26 protein-coding genes and 1 tRNA gene are annotated in these 25315 nt (G+C 60.4%); 11 read left to right on the top strand and 16 right to left on the bottom strand.

Annotation, left to right across the window (positions count from 1 at the left end):
• Window positions 1-3: 3 nt before the first annotated feature.
• The 6 genes from ABD815_RS07060 to ABD815_RS07085 form a co-directional block, all read right to left on the bottom strand.
• A complete protein-coding gene (locus ABD815_RS07060) occupies window positions 4-1215 on the bottom strand; it encodes an acetyl-CoA C-acetyltransferase (RefSeq protein WP_344845570.1) in 1212 nt (403 codons plus the stop codon).
• A 10-nt stretch (window positions 1216-1225) separates the two neighbouring features.
• Window positions 1226-1864, bottom strand: a complete 639-nt coding sequence (locus ABD815_RS07065) for a glutathione S-transferase family protein (protein ID WP_344845572.1) — start codon at window positions 1862-1864, stop codon at window positions 1226-1228.
• Between the two features lie 67 nt (window positions 1865-1931).
• Window positions 1932-2144, bottom strand: coding sequence for a hypothetical protein (locus ABD815_RS07070; RefSeq protein WP_344845575.1), 213 nt, complete (start codon window positions 2142-2144; stop codon window positions 1932-1934).
• Between the two features lie 78 nt (window positions 2145-2222).
• Window positions 2223-3995 (bottom strand): acyl-CoA dehydrogenase C-terminal domain-containing protein, encoded by a 1773-nt coding sequence (locus tag ABD815_RS07075; protein WP_344845579.1) that lies wholly within the window; start codon window positions 3993-3995, stop codon window positions 2223-2225.
• Window positions 3996-4031: 36 nt separating this feature from the next.
• Window positions 4032-4427 (bottom strand): MerR family transcriptional regulator, encoded by a 396-nt coding sequence (locus ABD815_RS07080; RefSeq protein WP_344845582.1) that lies wholly within the window; start codon window positions 4425-4427, stop codon window positions 4032-4034.
• 404 nt (window positions 4428-4831) lie between these two features.
• Window positions 4832-5203 (bottom strand): MerR family transcriptional regulator, encoded by a 372-nt coding sequence (locus ABD815_RS07085; protein WP_344845584.1) that lies wholly within the window; start codon window positions 5201-5203, stop codon window positions 4832-4834.
• Window positions 5204-5494: 291 nt separating this feature from the next.
• On the opposite strand from ABD815_RS07085, the gene ABD815_RS07090 reads away from it, so the two are divergent.
• The 3 genes from ABD815_RS07090 to ABD815_RS07100 are packed head-to-tail and all read left to right on the top strand — an operon-like array spanning window position 5495 to window position 7729.
• Window positions 5495-5926 carry a PaaI family thioesterase gene (locus ABD815_RS07090; RefSeq protein WP_344845587.1) on the top strand — a complete coding sequence of 144 codons (432 nt, stop codon included), beginning with the start codon at window positions 5495-5497 and terminating at the stop codon, window positions 5924-5926.
• Window positions 5923-6417: a PaaI family thioesterase gene (locus ABD815_RS07095; RefSeq protein ID WP_344845590.1), complete on the top strand. Its 495-nt coding sequence runs from the start codon at window positions 5923-5925 to the stop codon at window positions 6415-6417. The genes ABD815_RS07090 and ABD815_RS07095 overlap by 4 nt, the downstream gene beginning before the upstream one ends.
• The gene (locus ABD815_RS07100) at window positions 6410-7729 is read left to right on the top strand and encodes an MATE family efflux transporter (RefSeq protein ID WP_344845594.1); all 1320 of its coding nucleotides are present in this window, start codon (window positions 6410-6412) and stop codon (window positions 7727-7729) included. Before ABD815_RS07095 ends, ABD815_RS07100 begins: the two co-directional genes overlap by 8 nt.
• Here the strand turns inward: ABD815_RS07100 and ABD815_RS07105 are convergent, their stop codons facing one another.
• Both ABD815_RS07105 and ABD815_RS07110 read right to left on the bottom strand, forming a co-directional pair.
• On the bottom strand, window positions 7730-8803 hold the full coding sequence (locus tag ABD815_RS07105) for a quinone-dependent dihydroorotate dehydrogenase (protein ID WP_344845596.1): 1074 nt from the start codon (window positions 8801-8803) through the stop codon (window positions 7730-7732). It abuts the gene before it with no gap.
• Window positions 8800-9138 (bottom strand): DUF952 domain-containing protein, encoded by a 339-nt coding sequence (locus ABD815_RS07110; RefSeq protein ID WP_344845601.1) that lies wholly within the window; start codon window positions 9136-9138, stop codon window positions 8800-8802. Before ABD815_RS07110 ends, ABD815_RS07105 begins: the two co-directional genes overlap by 4 nt.
• A gap of 185 nt (window positions 9139-9323) precedes the next feature.
• On the opposite strand from ABD815_RS07110, the gene ABD815_RS07115 reads away from it, so the two are divergent.
• From ABD815_RS07115 to ABD815_RS07130, 4 genes are all read left to right on the top strand, one after another.
• Entirely contained in the window at window positions 9324-10883 is a 1560-nt protein-coding gene (locus tag ABD815_RS07115; protein WP_344845604.1) for a bifunctional metallophosphatase/5'-nucleotidase, read from the top strand.
• 116 nt (window positions 10884-10999) lie between these two features.
• Window positions 11000-11308, top strand: coding sequence for a DnaJ family domain-containing protein (locus tag ABD815_RS07120; protein WP_344845607.1), 309 nt, complete (start codon window positions 11000-11002; stop codon window positions 11306-11308).
• Window positions 11309-11974 carry an SOS response-associated peptidase gene (locus ABD815_RS07125; RefSeq protein WP_344845610.1) on the top strand — a complete coding sequence of 222 codons (666 nt, stop codon included), beginning with the start codon at window positions 11309-11311 and terminating at the stop codon, window positions 11972-11974.
• Window positions 11967-12374 (top strand): PaaI family thioesterase, encoded by a 408-nt coding sequence (locus ABD815_RS07130; protein WP_344845612.1) that lies wholly within the window; start codon window positions 11967-11969, stop codon window positions 12372-12374. The genes ABD815_RS07125 and ABD815_RS07130 overlap by 8 nt, the downstream gene beginning before the upstream one ends.
• Window positions 12375-12402: 28 nt before the next feature.
• On the opposite strand, the gene betA is transcribed toward ABD815_RS07130, so the two are convergent.
• Genes betA through betI form a run of 3 tightly spaced genes read right to left on the bottom strand, consistent with a single transcriptional unit; the run spans window position 12403 to window position 16211 of the window.
• Window positions 12403-14061 carry a choline dehydrogenase gene (gene betA, locus ABD815_RS07135; RefSeq protein WP_344845614.1) on the bottom strand — a complete coding sequence of 553 codons (1659 nt, stop codon included), beginning with the start codon at window positions 14059-14061 and terminating at the stop codon, window positions 12403-12405.
• Window positions 14062-14070: 9 nt separating this feature from the next.
• Complete coding sequence (betB, locus tag ABD815_RS07140; RefSeq protein ID WP_344845617.1) at window positions 14071-15531, bottom strand: betaine-aldehyde dehydrogenase; 1461 nt, start codon at window positions 15529-15531, stop codon at window positions 14071-14073.
• Window positions 15532-15533: 2 nt separating this feature from the next.
• Window positions 15534-16211 carry a transcriptional regulator BetI gene (gene betI / locus ABD815_RS07145; protein WP_344845619.1) on the bottom strand — a complete coding sequence of 226 codons (678 nt, stop codon included), beginning with the start codon at window positions 16209-16211 and terminating at the stop codon, window positions 15534-15536.
• Between the two features lie 109 nt (window positions 16212-16320).
• Here betI and choX point away from each other — a divergent pair, with 109 nt between their 5' ends.
• The 4 genes from choX to ABD815_RS07165 all read left to right on the top strand — a co-directional run bounded on the left by choX (window position 16321) and on the right by ABD815_RS07165 (window position 19380).
• A complete protein-coding gene (gene choX / locus ABD815_RS07150) occupies window positions 16321-17241 on the top strand; it encodes a choline ABC transporter substrate-binding protein (protein ID WP_344845620.1) in 921 nt (306 codons plus the stop codon).
• An 86-nt stretch (window positions 17242-17327) separates the two neighbouring features.
• Window positions 17328-18164 (top strand): choline ABC transporter permease subunit, encoded by an 837-nt coding sequence (gene choW / locus ABD815_RS07155; RefSeq protein WP_344845623.1) that lies wholly within the window; start codon window positions 17328-17330, stop codon window positions 18162-18164.
• Window positions 18161-19180, top strand: coding sequence for a choline ABC transporter ATP-binding protein (gene choV, locus ABD815_RS07160; protein ID WP_344845626.1), 1020 nt, complete (start codon window positions 18161-18163; stop codon window positions 19178-19180). The genes choW and choV overlap by 4 nt, the downstream gene beginning before the upstream one ends.
• Before the next feature lie 126 nt (window positions 19181-19306).
• Window positions 19307-19380, top strand: a tRNA-Gly gene (locus tag ABD815_RS07165).
• A 55-nt stretch (window positions 19381-19435) separates the two neighbouring features.
• Here the strand turns inward: ABD815_RS07165 and ABD815_RS07170 are convergent.
• Genes ABD815_RS07170 through ABD815_RS07190 form a run of 5 tightly spaced genes read right to left on the bottom strand, consistent with a single transcriptional unit; the run spans window position 19436 to window position 25212 of the window.
• Window positions 19436-19639: a formate dehydrogenase subunit delta gene (locus ABD815_RS07170; RefSeq protein WP_344845630.1), complete on the bottom strand. Its 204-nt coding sequence runs from the start codon at window positions 19637-19639 to the stop codon at window positions 19436-19438.
• The gene (fdhD, locus tag ABD815_RS07175) at window positions 19636-20370 is read right to left on the bottom strand and encodes a formate dehydrogenase accessory sulfurtransferase FdhD (protein ID WP_344845632.1); all 735 of its coding nucleotides are present in this window, start codon (window positions 20368-20370) and stop codon (window positions 19636-19638) included. Before fdhD ends, ABD815_RS07170 begins: the two co-directional genes overlap by 4 nt.
• Window positions 20367-23228, bottom strand: a complete 2862-nt coding sequence (gene fdhF, locus ABD815_RS07180) for a formate dehydrogenase subunit alpha (RefSeq protein WP_344845635.1) — start codon at window positions 23226-23228, stop codon at window positions 20367-20369. The genes fdhD and fdhF overlap by 4 nt, the downstream gene beginning before the upstream one ends.
• The gene (locus ABD815_RS07185) at window positions 23225-24742 is read right to left on the bottom strand and encodes an NADH-ubiquinone oxidoreductase-F iron-sulfur binding region domain-containing protein (protein ID WP_344845638.1); all 1518 of its coding nucleotides are present in this window, start codon (window positions 24740-24742) and stop codon (window positions 23225-23227) included. Before ABD815_RS07185 ends, fdhF begins: the two co-directional genes overlap by 4 nt.
• Window positions 24742-25212, bottom strand: coding sequence for a formate dehydrogenase subunit gamma (locus ABD815_RS07190; RefSeq protein ID WP_344845640.1), 471 nt, complete (start codon window positions 25210-25212; stop codon window positions 24742-24744). The genes ABD815_RS07185 and ABD815_RS07190 overlap by 1 nt, the downstream gene beginning before the upstream one ends.
• Window positions 25213-25315 lie beyond the last annotated feature (103 nt).

The following is a 25315-nucleotide window of genomic DNA, read 5'->3' on the forward strand; positions in this document are numbered from 1 at the left end:
GATCTACAGCCGCTCGATGATTGTGGCGGCGCCCATGCCGGAGGCGATGCACAGGGTTGCCAGACCTGTGCCTTTGCCGGTGCGCTCCAATTCATCGAGCAGGGTGCCGATGATGATCGCGCCGGTCGCGCCGAGCGGGTGCCCCATGGCAATCGAGCCACCGTTCACGTTGACCTTCGAGGCATCGACATCGAATGCCTGCATGAAACGCAGAACGACCGATGCGAAGGCCTCGTTCACCTCAAAGAGGTCGATGTCGGAGATCGACATGCCGCTGTCTTTGAGGATCTTTTCGGTCACCGGAACCGGTCCGGTCAGCATGATCGTCGGGTCGGTGCCGATTTTGGCGGTTGCGCGAATGCGTGCGCGGGGTTTAAGGCCCCATTTTTCGCCGAATTCCTTGTTGCCGATCAACACGGCCGCAGCACCATCAACGATGCCCGAGGAGTTGCCCGCATGGTGGATGTGTTCGATCTTCTGAAGATGGGGGTATTTCATCATCGCGATCTTGTCGAAACCGGGCATGGTTTCGCCCATGTCCTTGAACGACGCTTTGAGGGCGCCGAGCGATTGCATATCGGTGCCCGGACGCATGTATTCGTCACGATCGAGGATGGTCAGGCCATTGATGTCTTTGACGGCGACGATCGACTTTTCGAACCGGTTGTCGGCCCATGCGGCGGCGGCGCGGTTCTGGCTCTCCACGGCCAACGCATCTGCATCGTCGCGCGAAAACCCGTATTCGGTCGCGATAATGTCGGCGGAAATGCCTTGGGGCACAAAATAGGTTGCCATGGCAATTGACGGATCCACAGCAATCGCGGCCCCATCCGACCCCATCGCAACGCGGCCCATCATCTCAACACCACCGGCGATATAGGCAGAGCCTGCGCCACCTTTGACCTGATTGGCCGCGAGGTTCACAGCCTCCATGCCAGAGGCGCAGAAACGGTTGATCGCGAGACCGGGAATGCGTTGGTCGAGCGAGGAAGCGAGAACCGCCGTACGCGCCAGACAGCCGCCCTGTTCCCCAACCTGCGTGACGTTGCCCCAGATCACATCCTCGACCGCGTGACCTTCAAGGCCGTTGCGATCCTTGACCGCGTCGAGCATCTGGCTCGACAAGCGCGCGCTTGTAACTTCGTGCAGGGAGCCGTCTTTGCGGCCCTTGCCGCGTGGACTGCGCAGCGCGTCATAAATATAGGCTTCCGTCATCGTATCCTCCTCAGGCCGTCGCGCGATAGGCGCGCGGCATCAAGTCATAGGGGTGTTTCCAACCGTCCAAGGCCTCAATATCCGAGAGCCAGCGGTCAATGTGCGTCCAATCCCCACGGTCAAAGCCGAAGGGTTCGGGGTAAAACAGGTAAGAGCAGCAAGAAAAGTCGGCGATCGTGGGGCCTGCGCCGCCAGCGATCCATGTGCGGTTGGCCAGTTCGCCATCCAGCACGGCAAGCGCGGCTTTTGCGCGGCCCTGCAGAAAGGCGATGACCTCTTGCGGGCGTTTGTCTTCGGGCAGGAAATTCATCAGGAACCGCAGAACGCCGACCTGACTGGACATTTTGTGGTTGTCCCACAAAAGCCACCGCAGGACTTCGCGCCGTTCCTCATCGGTCTCGCCACCAAAAGAGCCGGTCTGGCGCGCGATGTGGTCGAGAATGACACCTGATTGCGTCAGGGTCAGATCGCCGTCGACATAGACCGGGCATTCGCCCATCGGATTGATGGTGCGAAACTCGGGGGTGCGCGCCTCGCCTGCGAAGAAATCCACATAGCGCACGCGCCAGTCGATCCCCGCGAGCGTCAATGTCAAAGCGGCCTTGTAGGAGTGTCCCGATTCACCAAAGCAATAAAGATCAACGGTCATAACGCGTTCACTCCTGCCACGTTGCGGTCATAGAAAAAGGGGGTCTCAGAAATGCGCGCATCGGCTCTCATCTCTTCCTTTTCTCCATCTCCGAATTAAACAGCCGCAGGCGGTGTTCAAGGTTGTCATGGTCAATGACGGAGGTGAAATTCTCGAACAGGAAAGACAGCGCCTCCCCCTCGTCGAGTCCCGCCTCCCTCGCGAAACTTCTGAGGCGACGATACCCATCTTCGGTCATCGCAACAGGAAAACGCCGCGTCATTCTGAATCGCTTCGGCATCGTTACGCTCCGTCACTCACTGCCAAAAGAAAACCCCCGCCGGTGAGGGCGGGGGCCATTGCCGGTTTCGCGGCGAGTTTAGAAGTTTTCGGCGTCCAATGCCATCACAGGATCGGCGCCGCTTTCGATGCGCGCGAGCAATGTGCGCGTCATCGGAAGTTGGCGTGCCATGTAGAAGCGCGCAGTGGTCAGTTTCGATTCGTGGAATTCGACATCGTCCGTGCCATTTGCGAGCGCGGCGAAGGACGCCTTTGCCATGCGACCCCACATCAGGCCGAGGCAGACGTAGCCGAACAGATGCATGAAATCGTAGGACCCGGAAAGCGCGGCGTTGGGGTTCTTCATCCCGTTCTGCATGAAATACAGACCGGCGGACTGAAGGTCCTTGGACGCAACTTTGAGCGGCTCGGTAAATTCGGCCATGTCGCCGTCGCCGTTCTCTTTGCAGAAGGATTTTACCATCTCGAAGAACGCCATCACGTGTTTGCCGCCGTCCGAGGAGAGTTTGCGTCCCACCAGATCGAGAGCCTGCACGCCATTGGCGCCTTCGTAGATCTGGGTGATGCGCGCGTCGCGGGCGAATTGCGACATGCCCCATTCTTCGATGTAGCCATGGCCGCCGAAGACCTGCTGCGCGTTCACAGCCATCTCGAACCCTTTGTCGGTCAGGAACCCTTTGAGAACCGGCGTCATCAGGGAAATGATCCCCTCGGCTGCGGCATCATCGGCGCGGTGCGACTGATCGATGAGCTGTGCGCCCCAGAGCATGAAGGCGCGCGCGCCCTCGACGAAGCTTTTCTGCTCCATCAGGTTGCGACGGATGTCGGGGTGCACGATCAGCGGATCGGCGGGTTTTTCAGGCGCTGCTGCACCGGTTACGGCGCGACCCTGCAGACGGTCCTTGGCGTAGATTACCGCGTTCTGGTAGGCGGCGGAGGCCTGCGCCATGCCCTGCATCGCGACGCCGAGGCGGGCTTCGTTCATCATGGTGAACATGGCGCGCATACCTTTGTGCTCGGTGCCGAGCAGCCAACCCGTCGCCTCGTCATAGTTCATCACGCAGGTCGAGTTGCCGTGGATGCCCATTTTCTCTTCGAGCGAGCCGACAGACACACCGTTGCGCGCACCGGGGTTGCCGTTTTCGTCGACGATCAGCTTGGGCACGATAAAGAGCGACACACCTTTGATCCCGTCAGGACCGCCGGGAATTTTCGCCAGCACAAGGTGGATGACGTTCTCGGACATGTCGTGATCGCCGGCGGAGATGAAAATCTTTTGGCCGGAGATTTTGTAGGAGCCGTCTTCCTGTGGTTCGGCCTTGGTGCGCATCAGCCCGAGATCCGTGCCGCAATGCGGTTCGGTCAGGTTCATGGTGCCGGTCCATTCGCAGGAGACCATTTTGGGCAGATATTTCGCCTTCTGCTCCTCGGTGCCGTGCACGAGAATGGCAGAGGCCGCACCGTGGGTCAGACCCTGATACATGGTGAAGGACTGGTTGGCAGAGGAGAACAATTCTCCAACCGCCGTGCCGATGACATAGGGCATGCCCTGACCGCCGAATTCTTCGGGCATGTCGAGGCCGGGCCAGCCGCCTTCCTTCATCTGCTCGAAGGCGCCTTTAAAGCCGGTCGGGGTGTAGACGACCCCGTTTTCGAGACGGCATCCTTCGCGGTCGCCCACAAAGTTCAGCGGCGCCAACACTTCGCTGGCCAACTGGCCTGCCGCATCAAGAATGGCTTCGGTAAACTCAGGTTCGAGATCGCTGTATCCGGGAACGTCGCTGGACGAGATGTTCAGAACGTCGTGGAGTACGAATTGGATGTCTTTTGTGGGCGCGGTGTAACTGGGCATGTCGGGCCTCCCTTGGTTCCCGAGAGCGCTCAGTCCTTAGGCGACATTCACGCTCTCTTCTCTTCCGTCAATCTGGGTGTTCACCCATTCGATTTGTTCATCGAGCTCGGACCTCACGGCCTCGAGCGCGCGTATTTGTTCGTCCAGTTCGATACGACGACGCTTAAAGGCGCTGCGCGTTTCGATGAGTTGTGCTCTTTCGCTCTCCAACTCGTAGAGATCGAGGATCTGGCGGATTTCCTCAAGCGGGAAGCCAAACCGTTTGCCGCGCTGGATCAATGTCAGGCGGGCACGGTCGCGGCGAGTAAACAGACGTTTCTGTCCCTCCCGTTTCGGAAAAAGCAACTCCTTTGCTTCGTAAAACCGCAAGGTGCGAGGAGTTACATCGAATGCCTCACACATCTCACGGATCGTCATCGTTTCGGTTGTCATATCACTAGGTCCGGTTTTTGGTATTGCCCCACGACAAGGGGATTACAGAATTAAACAGACGCCGGATGTGCAACCTCGCTACCCACTCTACAAGCGAGGGCTGGTGGCAAGCACATATAACGTGGCGTCATTTCCCATGTCGTGGAACTTGTGGAAAGTTACCCTCGGTAAAGGCGAAATAATCTTTACGGACAAAAACCTCATTCCCTGTCCCCAAGCGAGGGGAAAAAAGCGAAAAACCCGTCAAAACGAGGTGTTTTGTGGCGTGGGGCTACCGCTGTGACACTAGGGAAAAACTGCTACCAACTGGTAAAACATGGCATTTTTTCGGTTCGGCTGTGATCGTTCTTCCCTGCCATTGGGATCGGAACGTTACGTCGTTATCTGGTCGAAAGTTGCGTTGTTCAGGACCCACCCGTCGCGCCGGTCTGCGCACGCAGCTCCCGCAATTCCTTGATCGCGTCCTCTAGGTCGCGTTTCTGCTCTTCGAGAGCGGCCAATTGACGATCTGCGAGTTCGAGGAACGCGGCACTCTGTGCGCTCGTGCCTTCCTTTTCGTAAATCATCAGCCATTGGCGGATCTCCTCGAGCGAAAATCCATAGCGACGCCCCCGCAGAATCAACTTCATGCGCGCCACCTCGCGTGACGTGTAGAACCTGGAACGGCCCTCTTTTTCAGGATCAAGAAGCTCAATGTACTCGTAATACCGCAGGGTGCGGGGCGTCACATCGAACGCGGCGCACATTTCCTTGAACGTCATACGTTCTTCGGCCATTTGGCTTCTCCCTGGCTCTGTTTTCAAACCGGCCCGGTATGGGGCGCGGTCAAATCGAGCGTTTCACAGACAATAGTAAAACAGTTGGTCGAGTATCAAGCCGCGATCATCGGATTTTGCGCGCAGGGCCATGCGAAACCGGCGACTTTTTTCCGACAGGGCCTTCGTGGTCTCCATTGGATGGCACCCGTCCGGCTTTGCGGGGGCGTCGCGTCAGGGGGCAACTTTTGCCTTGCGACACGCATCACCAGACCGCACAAACAAGGGGAACCATTTTCAGGACGTATTTCAATGCCTACGAACCGTGACCGCACGGAGATTGCCCGTCAGTTCATCAATGCCATTCCCCATAGCCGCGCGTTGGGAATGTCGCTGAACGAAATCGGACAGGGTGAGGCGATCATTGCGATGCCATATGATGAACGGTTGATCGGGGATCCGAAAACGCGCGTGATTGCGGGTGGCGCGGTCTCGGCTCTGATGGATACCTGTGCGGGTGCGGCGGTCATGAGCCATGAGGACGCAGGGTTTGCGACAGCGACGCTCGATTTGCGCATCGATTACATGCGCACAGCCACTCCCGGGGCCGCCATCACAGCGCATGCGATCTGCTATCACATGACACGGTCGGTCGCCTTCGTGCGTGCGACAGCAACAGACGGAACTTCTGACACGCCCGTGGCCACCGCAACCGGTGCCTTTGCTGTGGAGCGGGGGGCATGAGCGCGCGCCGCGCACCCGAGGCCGTTCAGGTCGTCAAAGAACGCCGCGACCGCGCTCTGGCGACTCTCGTCGGGACCGTTCCCTATATCACCTACATGGGGTTCAAATTCGACCGGCGCGGTGATGAGCTGACCGCCATTATGCCCTACCGCGATGATCTGGTCGGCAACCCTGCGCTGCCGGCCCTGCATGGCGGGGCGATTTCCGCCTTTCTCGAGGCGACGGCGCTCATTGTTTTGGGCTGGTCGCTGGTCTGGCCGCGCATCGAGACGGGCGATGCACTACCCGAAGGGATTGCCCTGCCCAAGACAATCGATCTGACCGTGGATTTCCTGCGCTCGGGTTTGCCACGCGATGCCTATGCGCGTGCGCGCGTCACACGATCGGGGCGGCGCTATGCCTCGGTTCAGGTCGAGGCATGGCAGGATAACCGCGACCGCCCGATTGCGCAGGCAACGGGTCATTTCCTGATGCCGCGCCAAGATGACTGAAGGTGCGCCCGCGCATCTGACCCATTCGCGTGTTCTGAAAATCGCGCTGCCCATCGTGCTCTCCAATGCAACAGTGCCCATTCTCGGCGCGGTCGATACCGGCGTCGTGGGGCAAATGGGGGCGGCGGCGCCCATCGGTGCGGTCGGGATCGGGGCGGTGATCCTCGGGTCGATCTACTGGATTTTCGGATTTCTGCGGATGGGCACCACCGGCCTCGTCAGTCAGGCGCGCGGCGCGGGGCAGGTCGGTGAAGTTTCGGCCTTTCTCACACGGGTCATCTTGGCCGGTCTGATCGGGGGGCTGGCTCTCATCGCTTTGCAGGCGCCTGCATTCGCGCTCGCCTTTCACGTAGCACCCGCATCTGACGAGGTCGAAAGCCTCGCGCGCAGTTACATGTCGATCCGCATCTGGTCCGCGCCTTTCAGCATCGCAACCTTCGGCATCACGGGGTGGTTGATCGGTCAGGAGCGCACGCGCGCGGTGCTGTTCCTGCAGCTTTGGATGAACGGCCTCAACATCCTGTTCGACCTGTGGTTCGTGCTCGGCCTCGGGTGGGGCGTTGAGGGTGTCGCGCTTGCCACTGTAATCGCCGAGGTCACGGGGGCGTTTTGGGGGCTCTATCTGTGCCGCGACGCGTTTTCCAATGCCGCATGGCGGGATCGGGCGCGGGTCTTCGACCTTGCGCGGCTGGTCCATATGCTCAAGGTGAACACAGACATCCTGATCCGCTCGCTTCTGTTGCTCGCCATCGTGGTGTCTTTCGCCTTCTTTGGCGCGGGGTTCGGGGACGTGACACTGGCCGCCAACCAGATCCTGATGCAATTCGTCGAAATCACGGCCTTTGCTCTCGACGGCTTTGCCTTTGCCGCCGAAGCGATCGTGGGCAGTGCGCTGGGCGCGCGCCAACGCTCCGTTCTACGCCGCGGGGCTATTTTGACCTCGCTCTGGGGGTTGGTCGCGGTCGGGCTTTTGTCGGCTTTGTTCGCCTTTTCGGGCGGGACGGTCATCGACATCATGACGACCGCGACGGACGTGCGGGCGGAGGCGCGCCTTTACCTATGGTGGATGGTTGCCGCGCCCTTGGTCGGGCTGGCTGCATGGATGCTCGACGGCATCTTCATCGGCGCAACCCGCACGCGGGACATGCGCAACATGATGATGCTGTCGCTGCTGATCTACCTCGCGGCGGTCGCGATTTTGATTCCGGCTTTTGGCAACCATGGCCTCTGGGCCGCGCTCTTGGTCAGCTACGCGGCACGGGGCGGGTTGTTGTTGTGGAAATACCCCGCGCTTGAGCGCAGCGCGCAGTGATCACAGCCACTCGTTGCGACCGGTTCCCACCGCATCAGCAACCGAGTCATATCCGTCGCACGCCAGCAGTTCGTCCAAACCGGTGGCAATGCGCGGGGCGAGCGACAACCCCTGATAGACCATCGCGGAATAGAGTTGGACAGCCGAGGCCCCCGCACGGATTTTTGTATAGGCATCCAGAGCAGAGGCAATGCCCCCCACGCCGATCAGCGGAATGTCATTTCCCAAATGACGCGAAAGCTTTGCCAGCACGCGGGTAGATTTCTCGAACAATGGCCGCCCCGATAGCCCGCCTTTTTCATCGCGGTGCGCCGATTTCAGGCCTTCACGGTCCAGAGTCGTATTGGTCGCGATGACGCCATCAACGCCGGCTTTACGGGCGACTTCGGCGATTTCGCCAATCTCTGTATCTGTGAGGTCCGGCGCAATTTTCAGGACGATAGGCACCTGACGGCCCAACCCGCGCCGCGCGTCGAGTACACCGGCCAAGAGCGCCTCGAGCGCCTCCGGTCCCTGCAGGTCACGCAGCTTTTCGGTATTGGGCGAGGAGACGTTGACCGTCGCGAAGTCGATCGAATTGCCACAGGCGCTGAGTACGGTTGCGAAATCTGCGGCGCGATCTGTGCTGTCTTTATTGGCGCCGAGATTGAGGCCGACCGGCACAGCCAAGGTCCCGGCACCCAGACGCGCCTGCGCCAGGCGTGCGCCGATTTCATCCATTCCTTCATTGTTGAACCCGAACCGGTTGATCACGGCGCGGTCCTCGGTGAGGCGGAACAAACGCGGCTTCGGGTTGCCGGGCTGGGGGCGCGGGGTGGCCGCACCAACCTCGATAAACCCGAATCCGGCACGCACCAGTTGGGGCACGGCTTCGGCGTTTTTGTCGAAACCGGCGGCGAGCCCGACCGGATTTGGCATCGCCAGCCCCGCAATCGTGGTGGCCAAACGTGGCGATGTCACCGCCCCCGGTAGGGCGGCAAGCCCGGCCTTGAGGCCCCAAAGGGCGGCTTTGTGCGCGGCCTCTGGATCCAACCTGCGCAGGGCGATCATGCCGGCTTGTTCAAAGAGGCTCATAGGATCTCCGCGGGAAACACATGGCCATCGGGGCCGCAGGGCAGGGGCATCATTTGAACAACGTCCGAGCGCTTCAGGGGCCGGTAAAGATGGGGGAACAACGCCCCGCCACGCGATGGCTCCCATTTCAAATCGTCCGCCATCCCCGCGGGATCACAGGCCAAAAGGATCAGGTCCGCCTCTCCCGCAAACCATTTCGCCGCGGTTTCGCGGGCCGTTTGGGCAGTCGAAAAGTGGATGTAGCCGTCGGCGATATCGACCGGAGCCCCCGCCGTTTCGCCCGCAGCATCGAAAGCTTCCCATTCGGGAGCGCGAAAAATCTTGTAAATCATCATGGTCGCGGTTTGCCTCTCTGCTGGTGCGGCGTCAAGCACTGCCGCGTCCCCCTACGTCACCTCGCGGCTACCTGCCTGTCATATAGGCGTTGCGCGATTTGACTAAGGGTCACCTAACTCTCGTCTTTGACTCTTCGGTTAAAGAACGTCAGCATCGACTATACAAATCTAGACAGGGGGCAAAAATGCTCAAAAAAATTCTTACAACTTCAGCAGCAATGACGCTGATCGCCGGTGCGGCATCTGCCGATTACGCGCTCACCGTTCTGCACACCAACGACTTCCACGCACGGTTTGAACCGATTTCGAAATACGATTCGGGCTGTTCGGAAGACGACAACATGGCCGGCTCCTGCTTTGGCGGGTCCGCGCGTTTGAAGTCCGCAATCGACGCCGCACGTGCGCGCTCTACCAACTCGATCCTCGTGGATGGCGGCGACCAGTTCCAGGGCACGCTGTTCTACACCTACTATAAAGGTCAACTCGCGGCCGAGATGATGAACGCGCTGGGCTACGACGCGATGACCGTGGGCAACCACGAATTCGACGACGGCCCCGAAGTGCTCGCCGGATTCATGAATGCGCTGACCTTCCCGATCCTGATGTCCAACGCCGACGTGAGCCAGGAACCTCTCCTGTCCAACGAGCTGGCAAAATCGACCATCATCGAAAAGGGCGGCGAAAAGATCGGCCTGATCGGTCTGACACCGGACGACACCGATGAACTGGCCTCTCCCGGTCCCAACATCACCTTCTCCGATCCTGTCGCGGCAGTGCAGGCAGAAGTCGATATGATGACAGCGCAGGGTGTGAACAAAATCATCGTTCTGTCCCACTCGGGCTACAACGTCGACAAAGAAGTCGCAGCCAATACCACTGGCGTTGATGTGATTGTGGGTGGCCACACCAACACATTGCTCTCCAACGTCAATGACCGCGCCGAAGGTCCATATCCGACCATGGTCGGCGAAACCGCCATCGTGTCGGCCTATGCCTACGGTAAATTCCTCGGCCAACTCGACGTTGTCTTCGACGACGAAGGTGTCATCACCTCCGCAGTTGGTGAGCCACTGATCATGGACCGCTTCATCTCCGAAGATGCAGCCATCAAAGGCCGCATCGCCGAAGCTGCAGCGCCTCTCGAAGAAATCCGCCAGAAAGTGGTCGCCGAGACTGCCGAGGAAATCGTCGGTGTGCGTGAAGAATGCCGTGCGGTTGAATGCGCAATGGGCAACCTGATCGCCGATGCGATGCTTGACCGTGTCAAAGACCAAGGTGTTGAAATCGCGATCCAGAACGGCGGCGGCATTCGTGCTTCCATCGACGCGGGCGAAGTGACCATGGGCGAAGTGCTGACCGTGCTTCCGTTCCAGAACACGCTCTCCACCTTTGAAGTCACCGGTGCAACCTTCGTTGAGGCGCTCGAAAATGGCGTGTCCCAGATCGAAGAAGGCGCGGGCCGCTTCCCACAGGTTGCGGGTGTGACCTTCTCCGTTGATCCGGCTGCCGAAGCGGGCTCCCGTATCTCCGACGTGATGGTCGGCGGCGCACCGATTGACCCCGAAAAGGTCTACGGCGTTGTCTCCAACAACTACGTCCGCAACGGTGGTGACGGCTACAAAATGTTCACCGGCGCAATGAACGCCTATGACTTCGGCCCCGATCTTGCCGATGTTACGGCCGAATTCCTTGCCGAGAACGCGCCTTACGCACCGTACAAAGATGGTCGTATCACCATCAAATAAGCTCTGAAGTCACCTATTCAGGTCGATTTTACCTCGCGCCCCGCCGGAATTCCGGCGGGGCGTTTTCGTGTTGCAGGGTGCTTTCCCAAATCTGACCTTTGCCCTAAATTGGGGGCATGGATCATCCGCTCATCGACCTCATCGAACAGAAAATCGCCGAAGCCGAGGCGAACGGCGAATTTGAAAACCTCGCGGGCGCGGGCAAACCGCTCGTGCAGGAGGGGGATCCCGAAAACGCTTTGCTGGCCCGCGTGAGCCGTGAAAACGGGGCGGTATTGCCGTTTGTGGCGATGGCGCGTGAACTTGAAGCGCTCAGGCAGGAGTTGCGCGAGACCGGCGATCGCACGCGGCGCACCGAGATCATGAAAGAGATGTCGATGACGGAGGTCAAAATCGACTTGGCGCGCAAGGCTTGGTCACGCTGAATGTGCGGACGCTTCGCCATCACGCTACCCGATGAGGCCATGTCGCAGTTGTTTGGCGCCACCGTGGCCAACGATCTGCCGCCACTGCCGAATTATAATGTCTGCCCGACCACGCAAATTCACACCGTGAATTCCGACGCAGGCACACGGCATTTACGCGCGATGCGATGGGGTTTCGTGCCCCATTGGTACAAAAGCCCCACGGATGGTCCGCTTCTGATCAACGCGCGCGCCGAAACCATCGCCGAAAAGCCGGCCTTTCGCGCGGCCTGTCGGGAACGGCGCTGCCTCATCCCCTGCGACGGGTTTTACGAATGGCACCGCCCCGAGGGCGGAGAGAAACAGCCGTGGTTCATCCGCCCCGCCACGAGTGGACCGATGGTCTTTGCAGGAATTTGGCAGGATTGGGAGAGCGGCGGCGAACGTGTGACGAGTTGCGCCATGGTCACAACCGAGGCCACGGGACGCATGGCCGAAATCCACCACCGCATCCCGGTCATTGTGCACCCCGACGCCTGGGCCAAATGGCTGGGCGAAGAGGGACACGGCGCGGCTACGCTGATGACTTCCGTCCCCGACGAAACGCTGGAATTCTACAAGGTATCGCGCGCGGTGAATTCCAATCGCGCCTCCGGTCCCCAACTCATTGAGGCCATAGATGATTGACGATCCCGCAACTTGGGAAACCCCGTCCCCCGCCGCCGCCCGAATGGGCGTTCTTCTGAGCGAATGGCGCGAGGGCGAGGCGGTCTTTATCTGCGATCTCGAAGCGCACCACATGAACCGCCACGGCATCCCGCACGGCGGCCTCTATTCCTTCATGATCGACTGCGCGATGGGCTATTGTGGCGCCTACACGGGGGATCGCGACGCGCGGCAGATGACGCTGACGCTATCGATGTCGGTCAACTTCCTGTCGCGTCCCAAAGGCACCCGTTTGATCGCCACGGGCAGGCGCACCGGCGGTGGGGCCAAAACCTATTTCGCCGAGGCGCATCTGGTCGACGAGACCGGCGAACTCATTGCCACTGGGCTGGGGACGTTCCGGTTGCGATCTGGGGCGTAAAAGCGCGCGAACCTGTTCGCTGTGCGCGTTATCTCTGCGCCGTTTTCCAGTTCGGCGCGATCCAGGGGGTCGCGTTTTCGCGCGCCAGCGGTGCTTTGCCCAGAATGTGATCGGCAGCCTTTTCGCCGGTCATGATCGACGGGGCATTGAGGTTCCCATTCGTGATCTGGGGGAAAATCGAACTGTCGACGACGCGCAGCGCTTCGACCCCGATCACCCGACACTCCGGATCAACCACGGCCATGGGGTCGTCTTTGGCCCCCATGCGGCAGGTGCCGGTCGGATGATAGGCGCTCTCTGCATGCTCACGGATGAAATCATCCAGCGTCTCGTCGCTCACCACATCTTCGCCGGGCTGGATTTCATGGGCGCGGTAGGGGGCAAAGGCCTCCTGATTGAAAATCTCGCGGGTGAGGCGAATGCAGGTGCGGAAATCGCGCCAGTCATCTTCGTGCGACATGTAGTTGAAGACAATGCGCGGGGCCTCTTTGGGGTCTGCGGATTTCAACGTGACCGCGCCGCGTGATTTGGATCGCATCGGGCCGACATGGGCCTGAAACCCGTGCCCTTCCGCCGCTGCCTGTCCATCGTATCGCACGGCGATCGGGAGGAAATGGAACTGGATATCGGGATAATCCACGCCCGCGTCGGAGCGGATGAAAGCCGCGCTTTCGAACTGGTTCGAGGCACCGAGCCCTTTGCGGGTAAAGAGCCACTGCGCGCCGACCAAGGCTTTGCCAAACAGGTTCCAGTATTTGAACAGTGACACGGGTTTGGACGCCGCCTGCTGGATGTAGAGTTCGAGATGGTCCTGCAGGTTTTTGCCAACACCGGGACGGTCCACAAGCACCTCGATCCCGTGCTCTTTCAGGTGCCCGGCGGGACCGATCCCCGAGAGCATCAGCAGTTTCGGAGAGTTGATTGACGAGGCCGACACAATAACTTCGACGCCCGCCGAGATAACGTCGGTTTTGCCTTTGCGTTCGATCTCGACACCTGTGGCGCGCCCGTTTTCGATCACCACTTTTCGCGCGAACCCGCGCACCAGCGTGACCTTTCCCGCATCGATGGCGGGTTTGAGATAGGCTTTATACGCCGACCAACGCTCCCCTTTGTGGATCGTCGCGTCATAGGGGCCAAACCCCTCCTGTTTTTCGCCATTATAGTCGTCGGTATGCTCGTACCCCGCCTGCACACCGGCCTCGACAAAGGCTTTGACCAACGGGTTTTCCCGCTTGCCGCGGCTCACATGGAGAGGGCCGTCGCTGCCACGCCACGACGGATCGCCGCCATGGCCGCCGTCGTCCCAGTTCTCCATCCGCTTGTAGTAGGGCAGGACATCGGCATAGGCCCATCCTTGCGCGCCCATTTCTTCCCATGTGTCGAAGTCACGGGCGTGTCCACGCACGTAGACCATACCGTTGATCGACGACGAACCGCCCAGAACCTTGCCGCGCGGCGTGACCAGTTTGCGCCCGCCCAAATGGGGTTCGGGATCGCTTTCAAAGCCCCAGTCGTAGCGCTTCATGTTCATCGGGTAGGACAGGGCGCCGGGCATCTGGATAAAGGGCCCGGCATCCGTCCCGCCATATTCGATGACAATGACGCTTTTACCGGCCTCTGACAGGCGGTAGGCAACAGCACAGCCTGCGGAGCCTGCGCCCACGATTACATAGTCAGCTTGCATATTCATTCCTCAGAACGGCGCTTCGGTGTCGTTCATGCCGACGTAAACGGTTTTGATCTGGCTGTAGTGCTCGATCGCCGCCTTGGAGTTTTCGCGCCCAACGCCCGACATTTTGACGCCCCCGAACGGAACCTCGACGGGTGTCAGGTTGTAGGCATTGATGTAGCAGGTGCCGGCCTCGAATGCGGCGGCGACACGGTGGGCGCGGGTGAGATCACGGGTAAAGACCCCCGCGGCCAGCCCGAAGTCGGTCGCATTCGCACGCGCGACGGCTTCGTCCTCTGTCGAGAACTTCAGCACCGACATGACCGGCCCGAAAATCTCTTCGCGCGCGATGGTCATGTTGTCTTCTACGTCGGCAAAAAGCGTCGGTTCGATGTAGAACCCGTCGCCTTCGATGATCTTGCCGCCTTTGACCAGACGCGCACCCTCTGCGCGGCCCTTTTCGATGTAGCCTGCAACAGTGTCGCGCTGGCGGGCCGATATCATTGGCCCGATCGTTGTGGCCTCATCCATCGGGTCGCCGATCTTCGCACCCTCCATTCGCTGCGCCACACGGGCGACAAAGGCGTCGTAGATCGCCTCCTGAACAAAAACGCGGGTCCCGTTGGAACAGATTTGGCCCGTTGAGTAGAAGTTGCCGTTGATCGCGGCAGACACCGCGTTTTCGATGTCAGCATCCTCAAAGACCACGATCGGGGATTTGCCGCCGAGTTCCATGGTCACATGTCGAATGCCATCTGCGGCTGCGGCAAAAACTTTGCGCCCTGTCGGCACTGAGCCGGTGAGCGAAACCTTGGCCACACGCGGGTCCGTCACCAAAGCCCCCCCGACAGCACCATATCCCTGAACAACATTGAAAATACCGGCAGGCGCACCGGCTTCGATCAGGATTTCGGCCAGTTTCAATGCCGTGAGCGGCGTCATTTCGGATGGTTTGAACACCATTGCATTGCCGCAGGCCAGAGAAGGCGCGGCTTTCCAACTGGCGATCTGGATCGGGTAGTTCCACGCACCGATGCCAACACAAACCCCGAGCGCTTCGCGGCGCGTATAGGCAAAATCGCCACCGGCCACGGGGATGTGTTCGCCGGTCAGCGTCGCCGCGAGGCCGCCAAAATACTCCAACGCATCCGCGCCGGAGGCCGCATCGGCGACCAAGGTTTCCGACATCGGCTTGCCGGTGTTGTGGGTTTCGAGATCGGAGAGTTCGCGGTTGCGCGCGCGCATCAGATCGGCGGCCTTGCGCAAAACGCGGCCGCGCTCGGTTCCCGACAGTTTGGCCCATTCGACCTGAGCAACCTTGGCCGCATCCAGCGCCGCGTCCACGATTTCAGGCGTCGCGGCATGCAGCGTCGCGATCACTTCGCCGCTATGGGGATAGATCACCTCGATCTTCTCGCCACGGGTGTCTTCGACGTAGCGCCCGTTGATGAAATGGCTGGCTTCGGGTTGGTAAGTGGAAGTCATATTTACTCCTGCGGCCCCGCGAGGGGGGCTCTTGGGTCCGGATCAGTGTCGCGGATGGAAATGTCGTCGTTTTCGTGGATTTCGGTGCATTCGGCGGCAATGGCGCGCATCACATGGCGCGCGCCTTCCGACCCGTCGAGGGTCGCTTCGCCGCTGCGAAGGGTTTTTGTGTCGAGCGCGTAGCGCAAATAGAGGCCGTCAATCAGGCCAGCGATACGTCGGGCAACGTCAGGCGCACGTTCGCAAACTTTCGGGCGCAAAGCATAGACGAGGTTCGAATGAAGCCGGCGCTGATAGAGGTCGAGAAGCTGACGCGCGGGCTGGGATCGCAGCGCGAGGGCGTAGAAATTGACCCATGCCGAAATCGCTTCGCGCCGGAAACTCGTCATGCCGAAACTGGCATGTGCGATCGCTTCCAAACGCGCGTCCGGCGTTTTCGATTCGGCGAGGGCGCGGCGCACATCCGACCCGTATTGGGTGAGGATCGACCGCATTGCGGCCAGAAACAGTCCCTCTTTGTCGTGGAAGTAGTGAAAAACCAATCCCGGAGAAACGCCAGCAGATTCAGCAATTTGGCCCGCGGTCACGTTCAGTGTGCCGGACTCGCCAATCACGCGGATAGTGGCCTCGATGAGGTCCGCGCGTCGTTCTTCCTCTGATTTGCGTGCCGAGCGTGTCATGCGCGTGGCCTCTCGAATTGCCTGGTTGCATTTTCTGGATATTTCACTATTGATTGACTAGTCAATTAATAACTCTGTCTTCATCATGCTAACCTCAAAAGGGGACCCTATGAAACTTGCCATCACGACCTCCGCCATCGCCCTGTGCGCAACCGCTGCTTTCGCCGATTGCACCAAAGTCACCTTCTCGGACGTGGGTTGGACGGACATCACCGCGACCACGGCCGCAACAACTACGGTTCTGGATGCGCTCGGCTATGACACCGAAATCCGGATCCTCTCCGTGCCGGTCACCTACATCTCGCTCGAAGAAGGCGATGTGGATGTGTTCCTCGGCAACTGGATGCCAACGATGGAGGCGGATATCGCGCCCTATCGCGAAAAGGGCACCGTCGACTCCGTGCGTGCGAACCTTGAGGGTGCGAAATACACCTTGGCGACCAACGCGGCTGGTGCGGCGCTTGGCATCAACAGCTTTGCTGACATCGCGGCACATGCCGATGCTCTCGACGAAACGATCTTTGGCATCGAGCCGGGCAATGACGGCAACCGTTTGATCATGGATATGATCGACCAAGAGGCCTTTGGCCTCACAGAATTCGACGTCAAGGAAAGCTCCGAGCAAGGTATGCTGTCCCAGGTCGAACGCCTGAACAAAAAAGACGAGCCGATCGTGTTCCTCGCATGGGAACCGCACCCGATGAACGCCAACTTTGACCTCACCTACCTCGCCGGTGGCGATGACTGGTTTGGCCCCGATTACGGAGGCGCGACGGTGCACACCAACACCCGTGCAGGCTATGTTGAAGAATGCCCGAACGTCGGCAAACTGCTCCAGAACCTTGAATTTACGCTCGCCATGGAAAACGAAATCATGGGCGCGATCCTCAATGACGGCGAAGAAGCAGGTGATGCCGCAAAAACATGGCTGGCCGCGAACCCCGCGATCATCGATGGCTGGCTCGATGGCGTGACCACGATTGATGGCGCGGACGCTCTGCCCGCCGTCAAATCCGCTCTCGGCCTCTGATCCAAGTCGACATGACCCCAAGGCCCCGCGATACTGGCGGGGCCTTTCTTCGTGGTAGGTGATTTTTCACAAAAGGGAGCAAAGCCTTGGATTGGCTGACTTCATTCAAAATTCCGGTCGGTGATTTTGCGAGCAATCTCTTTGAGTGGATACGCGACCACGGCGAGGGCGCGCTCGATATGCTCTCTGTTGCGCTGGAGGCGATGATCGATGGCATTCTCTGGGTGCTCCAGACCCCGCATCCGTTTTTCATCATCGCGGCCTTTGTCGCCTTTGCATGGATGATGCAGCGCAGCTGGAAAATCTGTTTGTTTGTGGCGCTCGGGTTTCTCTTCATCATCAACCAAGGCTACTGGGAAGAAACCACGGAGAGCCTGACGCTCGTGCTGTCGGCCTGTGCGGTTTGCATGGCCATCGGCGTGCCTATAGGTATCGCCGCCGCGCATCGACCGCGCCTTTATGCCGTGATGCGTCCCGTGCTCGACCTCATGCAAACGCTGCCGACCTTTGTCTATCTGATCCCCGCCATCGTGTTCTTTGGGATCGGCATGGTGCCCGGGCTGATCGCGACGGTGATCTTTGTCGTGCCCGCCCCGATCCGGCTGACCCAACTCGGTGTGGCATCGACGCCCGAACGCCTGACCGAGGCCGTGCGCGCCTTTGGCGGCACCAACCGTGACATCCTGTTCAAAGCCGAACTTCCCCATGCGCTGCCCCAGATCATGGCCGGTTTGAACCAGACCATCATGCTCGCCTTGTCGATGGTGGTGATTGCCGCGCTCGTGGGGGCCGATGGCCTCGGGGTGCCGGTCGTGCGCGCACTCAATCAGGTCAACACCGCGCTCGGCTTTGAAAGCGGTCTCGTAATCGTCGTCGTCGCCATTCTCCTCGACCGTATGCTGCACTGGAGGGACGATAAATGAGCGTCGCCGTCAAAATCGACAATGTCTCTATCGTCTTTGGCGATGCTCCCGAATCCGCGCTGCCTTTGATGGACGAGGGATTGGACCGTCAGTCCGTTCAGGAACAGACCGACCAAATTCTGGGCGTGCATGATTGCAGTCTGGAGGTCGAAGAAGGCGAGATACTCGTCCTCATGGGCCTGTCTGGCTCCGGCAAATCGACCTTGCTGCGCGGCATCAACGGGCTCAACCCCGTGGTGCGGGGATCTGTCCTCGTGCGCGAAGGCAATGACCTTATCAACGTCACCACCGCGTCGGCGCCCGACCTGCGGCGTATTCGCCGCGAACGCATCGCAATGGTTTTCCAACAATTCGGGCTGCTGCCATGGCGCTCCGTGGCCGAAAACGTCGGTCTTGGCCTCGAACTGGGCGGCATGGGCAAAGCCGAGCGGCGCGAAGTTGTGCTGAACCAACTGGAACTTGTGGGCCTGTCCGATTGGGCGGATAGCAAGGTGAGCGAGCTTTCGGGCGGCATGCAGCAACGCGTGGGCCTTGCGCGTGCCTTTGCGACCGAGGCGCCGATCCTGCTGATGGATGAACCGTTCTCCGCGCTCGACCCCCTCATCCGCACGAAGCTGCAGGACGAATTGCTGGAGCTACAGGACCGCCTCAAACGCACAATCGTCTTCGTCAGTCATGACCTTGACGAAGCGTTCAAGCTCGGCAACCGCATCGCCATCATGGAAGGCGGGCGGATCGTGCAATGTGGCACGCCAAACGCGATCGCGCGCAATCCGGCCGATGATTACGTCGAAGAATTCGTGGCGCATTCAAACCCGCTCACCTTCCTGCGCGCGCGTGATGTGATGGAACCCTCGATGGTGCCCGCGGATGTCATTGTGGATGAGGACGCGCCGGTACTCGATTTCGCTATGCACCTCACCGAAAAAAACACGCCCGTCGCGGTAACCAAAAACGGTGTCCAGACCGGTCTGGTGACCCCGACATCGCTCCTCAAAAAACTGATCACCGAGTAAGGCAGCAGGGCAGGCATCGTCGCACTGGCCTGTGCCTGACATTCAGTGAAAAGAGGGGGCCGCGCTTTTCTTTCCTTGGCGGTACTTGACCATCATTGAGCAGTGAAATATGCACTCTTTGCTCAAGCGGGCGTTGTGTAATGGTAAGACCTCTGCCTTCCACGCAGAAGACGCGGGTTCGATTCCCGCCGCCCGCTCCAAAATTCCCCACCTAATCCGTGAATGAGACTCCGCAGCGATTGCGCGTCTGTCCCCTCACAAAAACGCAGCCGACTTGTGAACCAGCGCGTTTAGCCCCTCACCACCGCGCTCCACATAGGCTTTGAGCTGCATGCGCATGGAGGGCGGCCAGAAATCATTCAGATGCCCCGCAACCTTCGCGGCCTTTTCGGCCTCGGGTTGGGTTTCGAAAAACGCCGCGATCTGGTTGGCCATGCGAACCATTTTATCGTCTGTCATTGCGGCACATCCTCGGTTGGGTCGAGAATAAACTCGCCACCATCCCTGTGGGTCACCAACGTCATGCCGATCCGCTCTGCGAGGTCTGCCGCCCCGCGCGTGGGCGAGGACACCGAAAACACCGCAGGCAGGCCGACCTGAGCGGCCTTTTGCACGAGATCGATCGAAATGCGCGAGGTCAACAACACCGCCCCGCCCGACAAATCGCGCGACCCGAGCGCGCCGATGAGTTTGTCGAGCGCATTGTGACGTCCCACATCCTCGCGCATCATGCGCAGCCCCGTGACGTCAAAATAGCCCGCCGCGTGCATGCCGCGTGATTGGCGGCGCAGCACCTGACGGGTATCAAGCGCGGTGAGCGCGTTTGCGGCCAAACCGACCAGATGAGCGTGCATTTTATGCACTCGCGGCGGTTCGCGCAGCGCAGCCTCCAGACTATCGATTCCACAGAGCCCGCATCCGACCGGTCCCGTCATGCCCCGTCGGCGCGCGTCGAGTGCACTGGCGCGATCATCAGGAATACGCCCCCGCACTTCGATGCCATTGGGGTGGCGCAAAACCTCGATATCGGTGACATCCGCAGGCGACATGACAATGCCTTCACTGCGCGCAAAACCGATCAGGAAATCAGGCAAATCCTGTGGCGTTCCCATCATGACGGCTGCGGTAGAACCGTTGTAAACCAAAGCGATAGCCACCTCTTCGGGGAGGTTTCGACGCGCGCTGCTCACTCTGCCGCCCTCACAATGCGCCGCGCACGGGTTGAATGCGCGCGGTAGCTGTCCTGCCAATCGGTCGGCCCGTTCGACAGCGACACCTGAACCGCCGTCACTTTGTATTCCGGGCAGTTTGTGGCCCAATCCGAGTAGTCGGTGGTGACCACATTCGCCTGCGTGTCGGGGTGGTGGAAGGTGGTGTACACCACGCCCGGCGCCACGCGATCGGTCACGGATGCGCGCAAACTGATCTCGCCCGACCGGCTGGCCAATTTGACCAGAGTCCCATCCGCAATACCGCGCTGTTCGGCGTCATGGGGGTGGATTTCGAGCACATCCTCATCATGCCAAACCGTGTTTGCCGTGCGCCGTGTCTGCGCCCCGACATTGTATTGCGACAGGATACGCCCCGTGGTTAGCAGCAGCGGAAACCGTGGCCCCGTCTTTTCATCGGTCGCGATATATTCGGTGATCATGAACCGGCCCTGGCCGCGTACAAAGCCGGCGATATGCATCAACGGGGTGCCCTCCGGCGCCATATCGTTGCAGGGCCATTGCACCGAATTCTTCTGGTCCAACACCTCGTAGCTAACGCCCGCAAAGCTCGGCGTGGTCGCGGCGATCTCATCCATAATCTCGGACGGGTGGGAATAGGACCAGCCTGCGCCCATCGCATTCGCGAGTGCCTGCGTGACCTCCCAATCGGCCATTCCCGCCTTTGGGGCCATCACTGTGCGCACGCGGTTGATCCGCCGCTCCGCATTGGTGAATGTGCCGTCTTTTTCCAGAAACGACGAACCAGGCAGAAAAACATGCGCGTAATTTGATGTTTCGTTCAAAAACAGGTCATGCACGATCACGCATTCCATCGCTGCCAATCCTGCCGCGACATGATGTGTGTCTGGGTCCGATTGCAGAATGTCTTCACCCTGCACGTAGAGCCCTTTGAAGTCGCCTGCGACCGCCGCGTCGAGCATATTGGGTATCCGCAAACCCGGCTCGGCTGAGATTGTGACGCCCCAGAGGTCTTCGTAAACCTTACGCACCTCGGGGTTTTTCACATGGCGATACCCCGGCAATTCGTGCGGGAAGGACCCCATATCGCAGGCGCCCTGCACGTTATTTTGTCCCCGCAGCGGGTTCACACCCACACCGGGTCTGCCGATATTGCCGGTCAACATCGCGAGGTTTGCGATGGCCATGACGGTCGTCGACCCCTGACTATGCTCGGTGACGCCCAACCCGTAATAGATCGCGCCGTTGCCGCCGGTCGCAAAGGCGCGCGCGGCTTGGCGAAGGGTCTGTGCGGGCACGCCGGTGTAGATCTCCGTGGCCTCGGGGCTGTGGCGCGGATCGCTCACAAAGGTGCCGTAGCCCTCCGCATCATCGGGCGCACAGCGCGCGGCAATGAATGCGTCATCCGCCAACCCTTCGGTCACGATGACGTGGGCCATGGCCGTCAGAACCGCCACGTTTGTTCCGGGGCGAAGCTCTAGGTGATGGCGCTCGCCGATGTGCACCGACTCCAGAATGTCGATCCGGCGCGGATCCAGCACGATCAACTTAGCACCTTCACGCAGGCGTTTTTTCAGCCGAGATGCAAAAACAGGATGCGCATCGGTCGGATTAGCTCCGATCACAACGACAACGTCCGAGTGTTCTACCGAGTCAAAATCCTGCGTGCCCGCCGAGGTGCCAAAGGTCTGGCCGAGCCCGTAGCCCGTCGGCGAATGGCACACCCGCGCACAGGTGTCTGTGTTGTTATTGCCGAAAACCGCACGCGCCAGTTTCTGAACCAGATAGGTTTCTTCATTCGTGCAGCGGCTCGACGTGATGACCCCGATTGAATCCCTGCCATGCGTTTCCTGAGCCGCGCGCAGGCGCTTTGCCGCAAAGCCGAGCGCCTCTTCCCATGAGACTTCGCGCCATGGGTCGGTGATATTCTCGCGGACCATCGGCATCAAAATACGATCCTGATGCTCGGCGTATCCGTAGGCAAATCTGCCTTTAACACAGGAATGGCCGCGATTGGCGCGACCGTCCTTATGGGGAACCATGCGCACCAACTGATCGCCGTTCAATTCGGCTTTGAAACTGCATCCGACGCCGCAATAGGCGCAGGTCGTGATGACAGAGCGCGTCGGCGTGCCCAGATCGCGCACCGATTTCTCCTGCAGCGTCGCGGTGGGGCAGGCCTGCACGCAGGCGCCACAGGATACGCAATCAGAGGACAGAAAATCGTCGAGCGTGGTGCCCGCAGAAACGCGGCTGTCGAACCCGCGGCCTTCGATAGTCAGCGCGAATGTCCCCTGCACCTCTTCGCAGGCCCGCACACAGCGGCTGCACACGATACATTTGGACGGGTCGTAGGAAAAATACGGGTTGCTCTCGTCGACCGCGCGCCAATCGTCGCCCGCTTCGAAATGGTTGCGTCCGGTTTCGTATCTCACATCGCGCAGGCCAACCATGCCCGCCATATCCTGCAATTCGCAGTCGCCATTGGCGCTACAGGTCAGGCAATCGAGCGGGTGATCGGAGATGTAGAGTTCCATCACCCCGCGGCGGATTTTCTGCACCTTTTGCGATTGCGTGCGCACCACCATGCCTTCGCCAACCGGCGTCGTGCAGGAGGCGGGGGTGCCATTTCGCCCTTCGATTTCGACCACGCAGAGGCGACAGGAGCCAAAGGCCTCGACGCTATCGGTGGCGCAGAGTTTGGGGATTTTCAGGCCCGCCTCCATCGCCGCCCGCATCACCGAAGTGCCAGCGGGAACCGTGATTTCAGTCCCGTCGATGGTCAGCGTGACAGGCTCACCGCTCTGTCGCGGGGTGCCGTAATCGGTGTCGTCCCAAGGGATGATAAAATCTTTCATTCCGCTGCCTCCCGCGCCAAACCAAAGTCCTGCGGCCATCCGTCGAGCGCGGAGAGCACAGGGTAGGGGGTGAACCCGCCGAGCGCGCAAAGCGACCCGTCGCGCATCGTCTCGCATAGGTCGCGCAAAAGCGGAACGGCCGTCTCGTCGCCCTGTCGGATCCGGTCCACCGTTTCCACGCCGCGCACCGCGCCAATCCGGCAGGGCGTGCATTTCCCGCAACTTTCCACGGCGCAGAATTCCATCGCAAAGCGCGCCAGGGCTCCCATGTCCGTCGTGTCGTCAAACACCACGACGCCCGCGTGCCCGATCAATCCGCCGATCTCGTGGAACTCTTCATACCCGAGCGGCACATCGAATTGATCAGGGCGCAAAAAAGCGCCGAGCGGTCCGCCGACCTGCGCCGCTTTGACCGGCCGACCGGACGCTGTTCCGCCGCCAAAATTGTCGATCACCTCGCGCAACGTAGTACCAAAAGCGATCTCGAACATGCCGCCATTTTTGATGTTTCCCGCCAGTTGCAGCGTCACGGTTCCCCGCGACCGTCCGATCCCGATATCCGCATAAGCCGCTGCGCCACGGGCAAAAATTTCAGGCACTGCCGCAAGGGTGATGACGTTATTGACCACCGTAGGCTTGCCAAATAGCCCCGCGATCGCGGGCAGCGGGGGTTTGGCGCGCACCACGCCGCGCTTGCCCTCCAGAGAGTTCAGGAGAGACGTTTCCTCGCCGCATACATAGGCCCCCGCGCCCTCGCGGATTTCCAACTCGAAACCAATGCCGGACCCCAAAACATCCGCCCCGATCAACCCTTCGGCGCGCGCGATTTCCATGGCCTGCGCCATGATCCGCAAGGCGACGGGGTATTCCGAGCGCAGGTAAACGAACCCCTTCGTGGCGCCCACGGCCAGCCCCGCGATCACCATGCCCTCGATGAGGGAGAAGGGGTCGCCCTCCATCAACATCCGGTCCGCGAATGTGCCACTATCGCCCTCGTCGGCGTTACACACGATGTATTTCCGGTCCGCCTCGGCGGTGCGCACGGTCTCCCATTTGATCCCCGTGGGAAACCCCGCGCCCCCGCGTCCGCGCAGGCCCGATGCCTTGACCTCCTCGACGCGTTCAGATGCCGACATCGCGAGCGCGCGACGCAACCCCGTCACGCCTCCGTGCGCCACATAGTCCGAAAACGACAGCGGATCGATGCGCCCGCAGCGCGCGAAGGTGAAACGTGTTTGGGCTGCGAATTGCGCGATGTCCTCAACCGCGCCGAGCGAGGGAAGCGTGCCGTCAAAAAGCCCCGCAACATCGCCCGAACTGAGCGGCCCGTAGGCGCGCCGCCCTTCAGCGTCCTCGATCTCGACCAAAGGTTCCAGCCAGACCAAGCCGCGCGATCCGGTGCGCACAATCGTCGCCTCGACCCCGCGCGCCGCCGCTTCGCGTTCAACCGCTTCGGCCACATCGTCCGCACCCAATGCCACAGCCGCGCTATCCAGTGAAATGAATATCCGCATCATGTGCCTCCGGTCAGGAGTTCTGCCGTGACCCGCCCGCGCGGCGCGCCGTCAACCAGTGCCGCAGGCCCGCAGGCACATAATCCCAGACAATAGACCGGCTCGACCGTGACTTTACCGTCCGCGGTGGTGCCGAAATCCGGCAGGCCGAGTTGCGCCAATACACGCTGCTCCAACGCCGCCGCACCCATCGCCTGACAGGCCTCGGCACGGCAGATCTTGATCACCTTCTGACCCACCGGCGCGGTGCGAAAATCATGGTAAAAGGAAACCACCCCATGCACTTCCGCTGCCGTCATCCCGAGCGCTTTCGCAATGCGGGGCAATGCGTCCTGAGGGATATAGCCGATCCGGGCCATCACCCCGTGCAGGATCGGCAACAACGGGCCTTCCATGTCGCGATGCGCCTCGATGACGGCGTCAACCGCCGCGTCGTGGTCTGCAGCATCCGAATGGTCAGCGTTGTGCATTTTTCCTCCCCCACGGCTGCACCGGAAAATGTTGGATTGATCGGTGGGCCGCTTTACCACTAGCCTAATTGATAAAGTGAGACCGTGTCACGGCCCCATAGGG

Source organism: Celeribacter arenosi (genome assembly GCF_039539485.1).
Classification (GTDB): Bacteria; Pseudomonadota; Alphaproteobacteria; order Rhodobacterales; family Rhodobacteraceae; genus Celeribacter; species Celeribacter arenosi.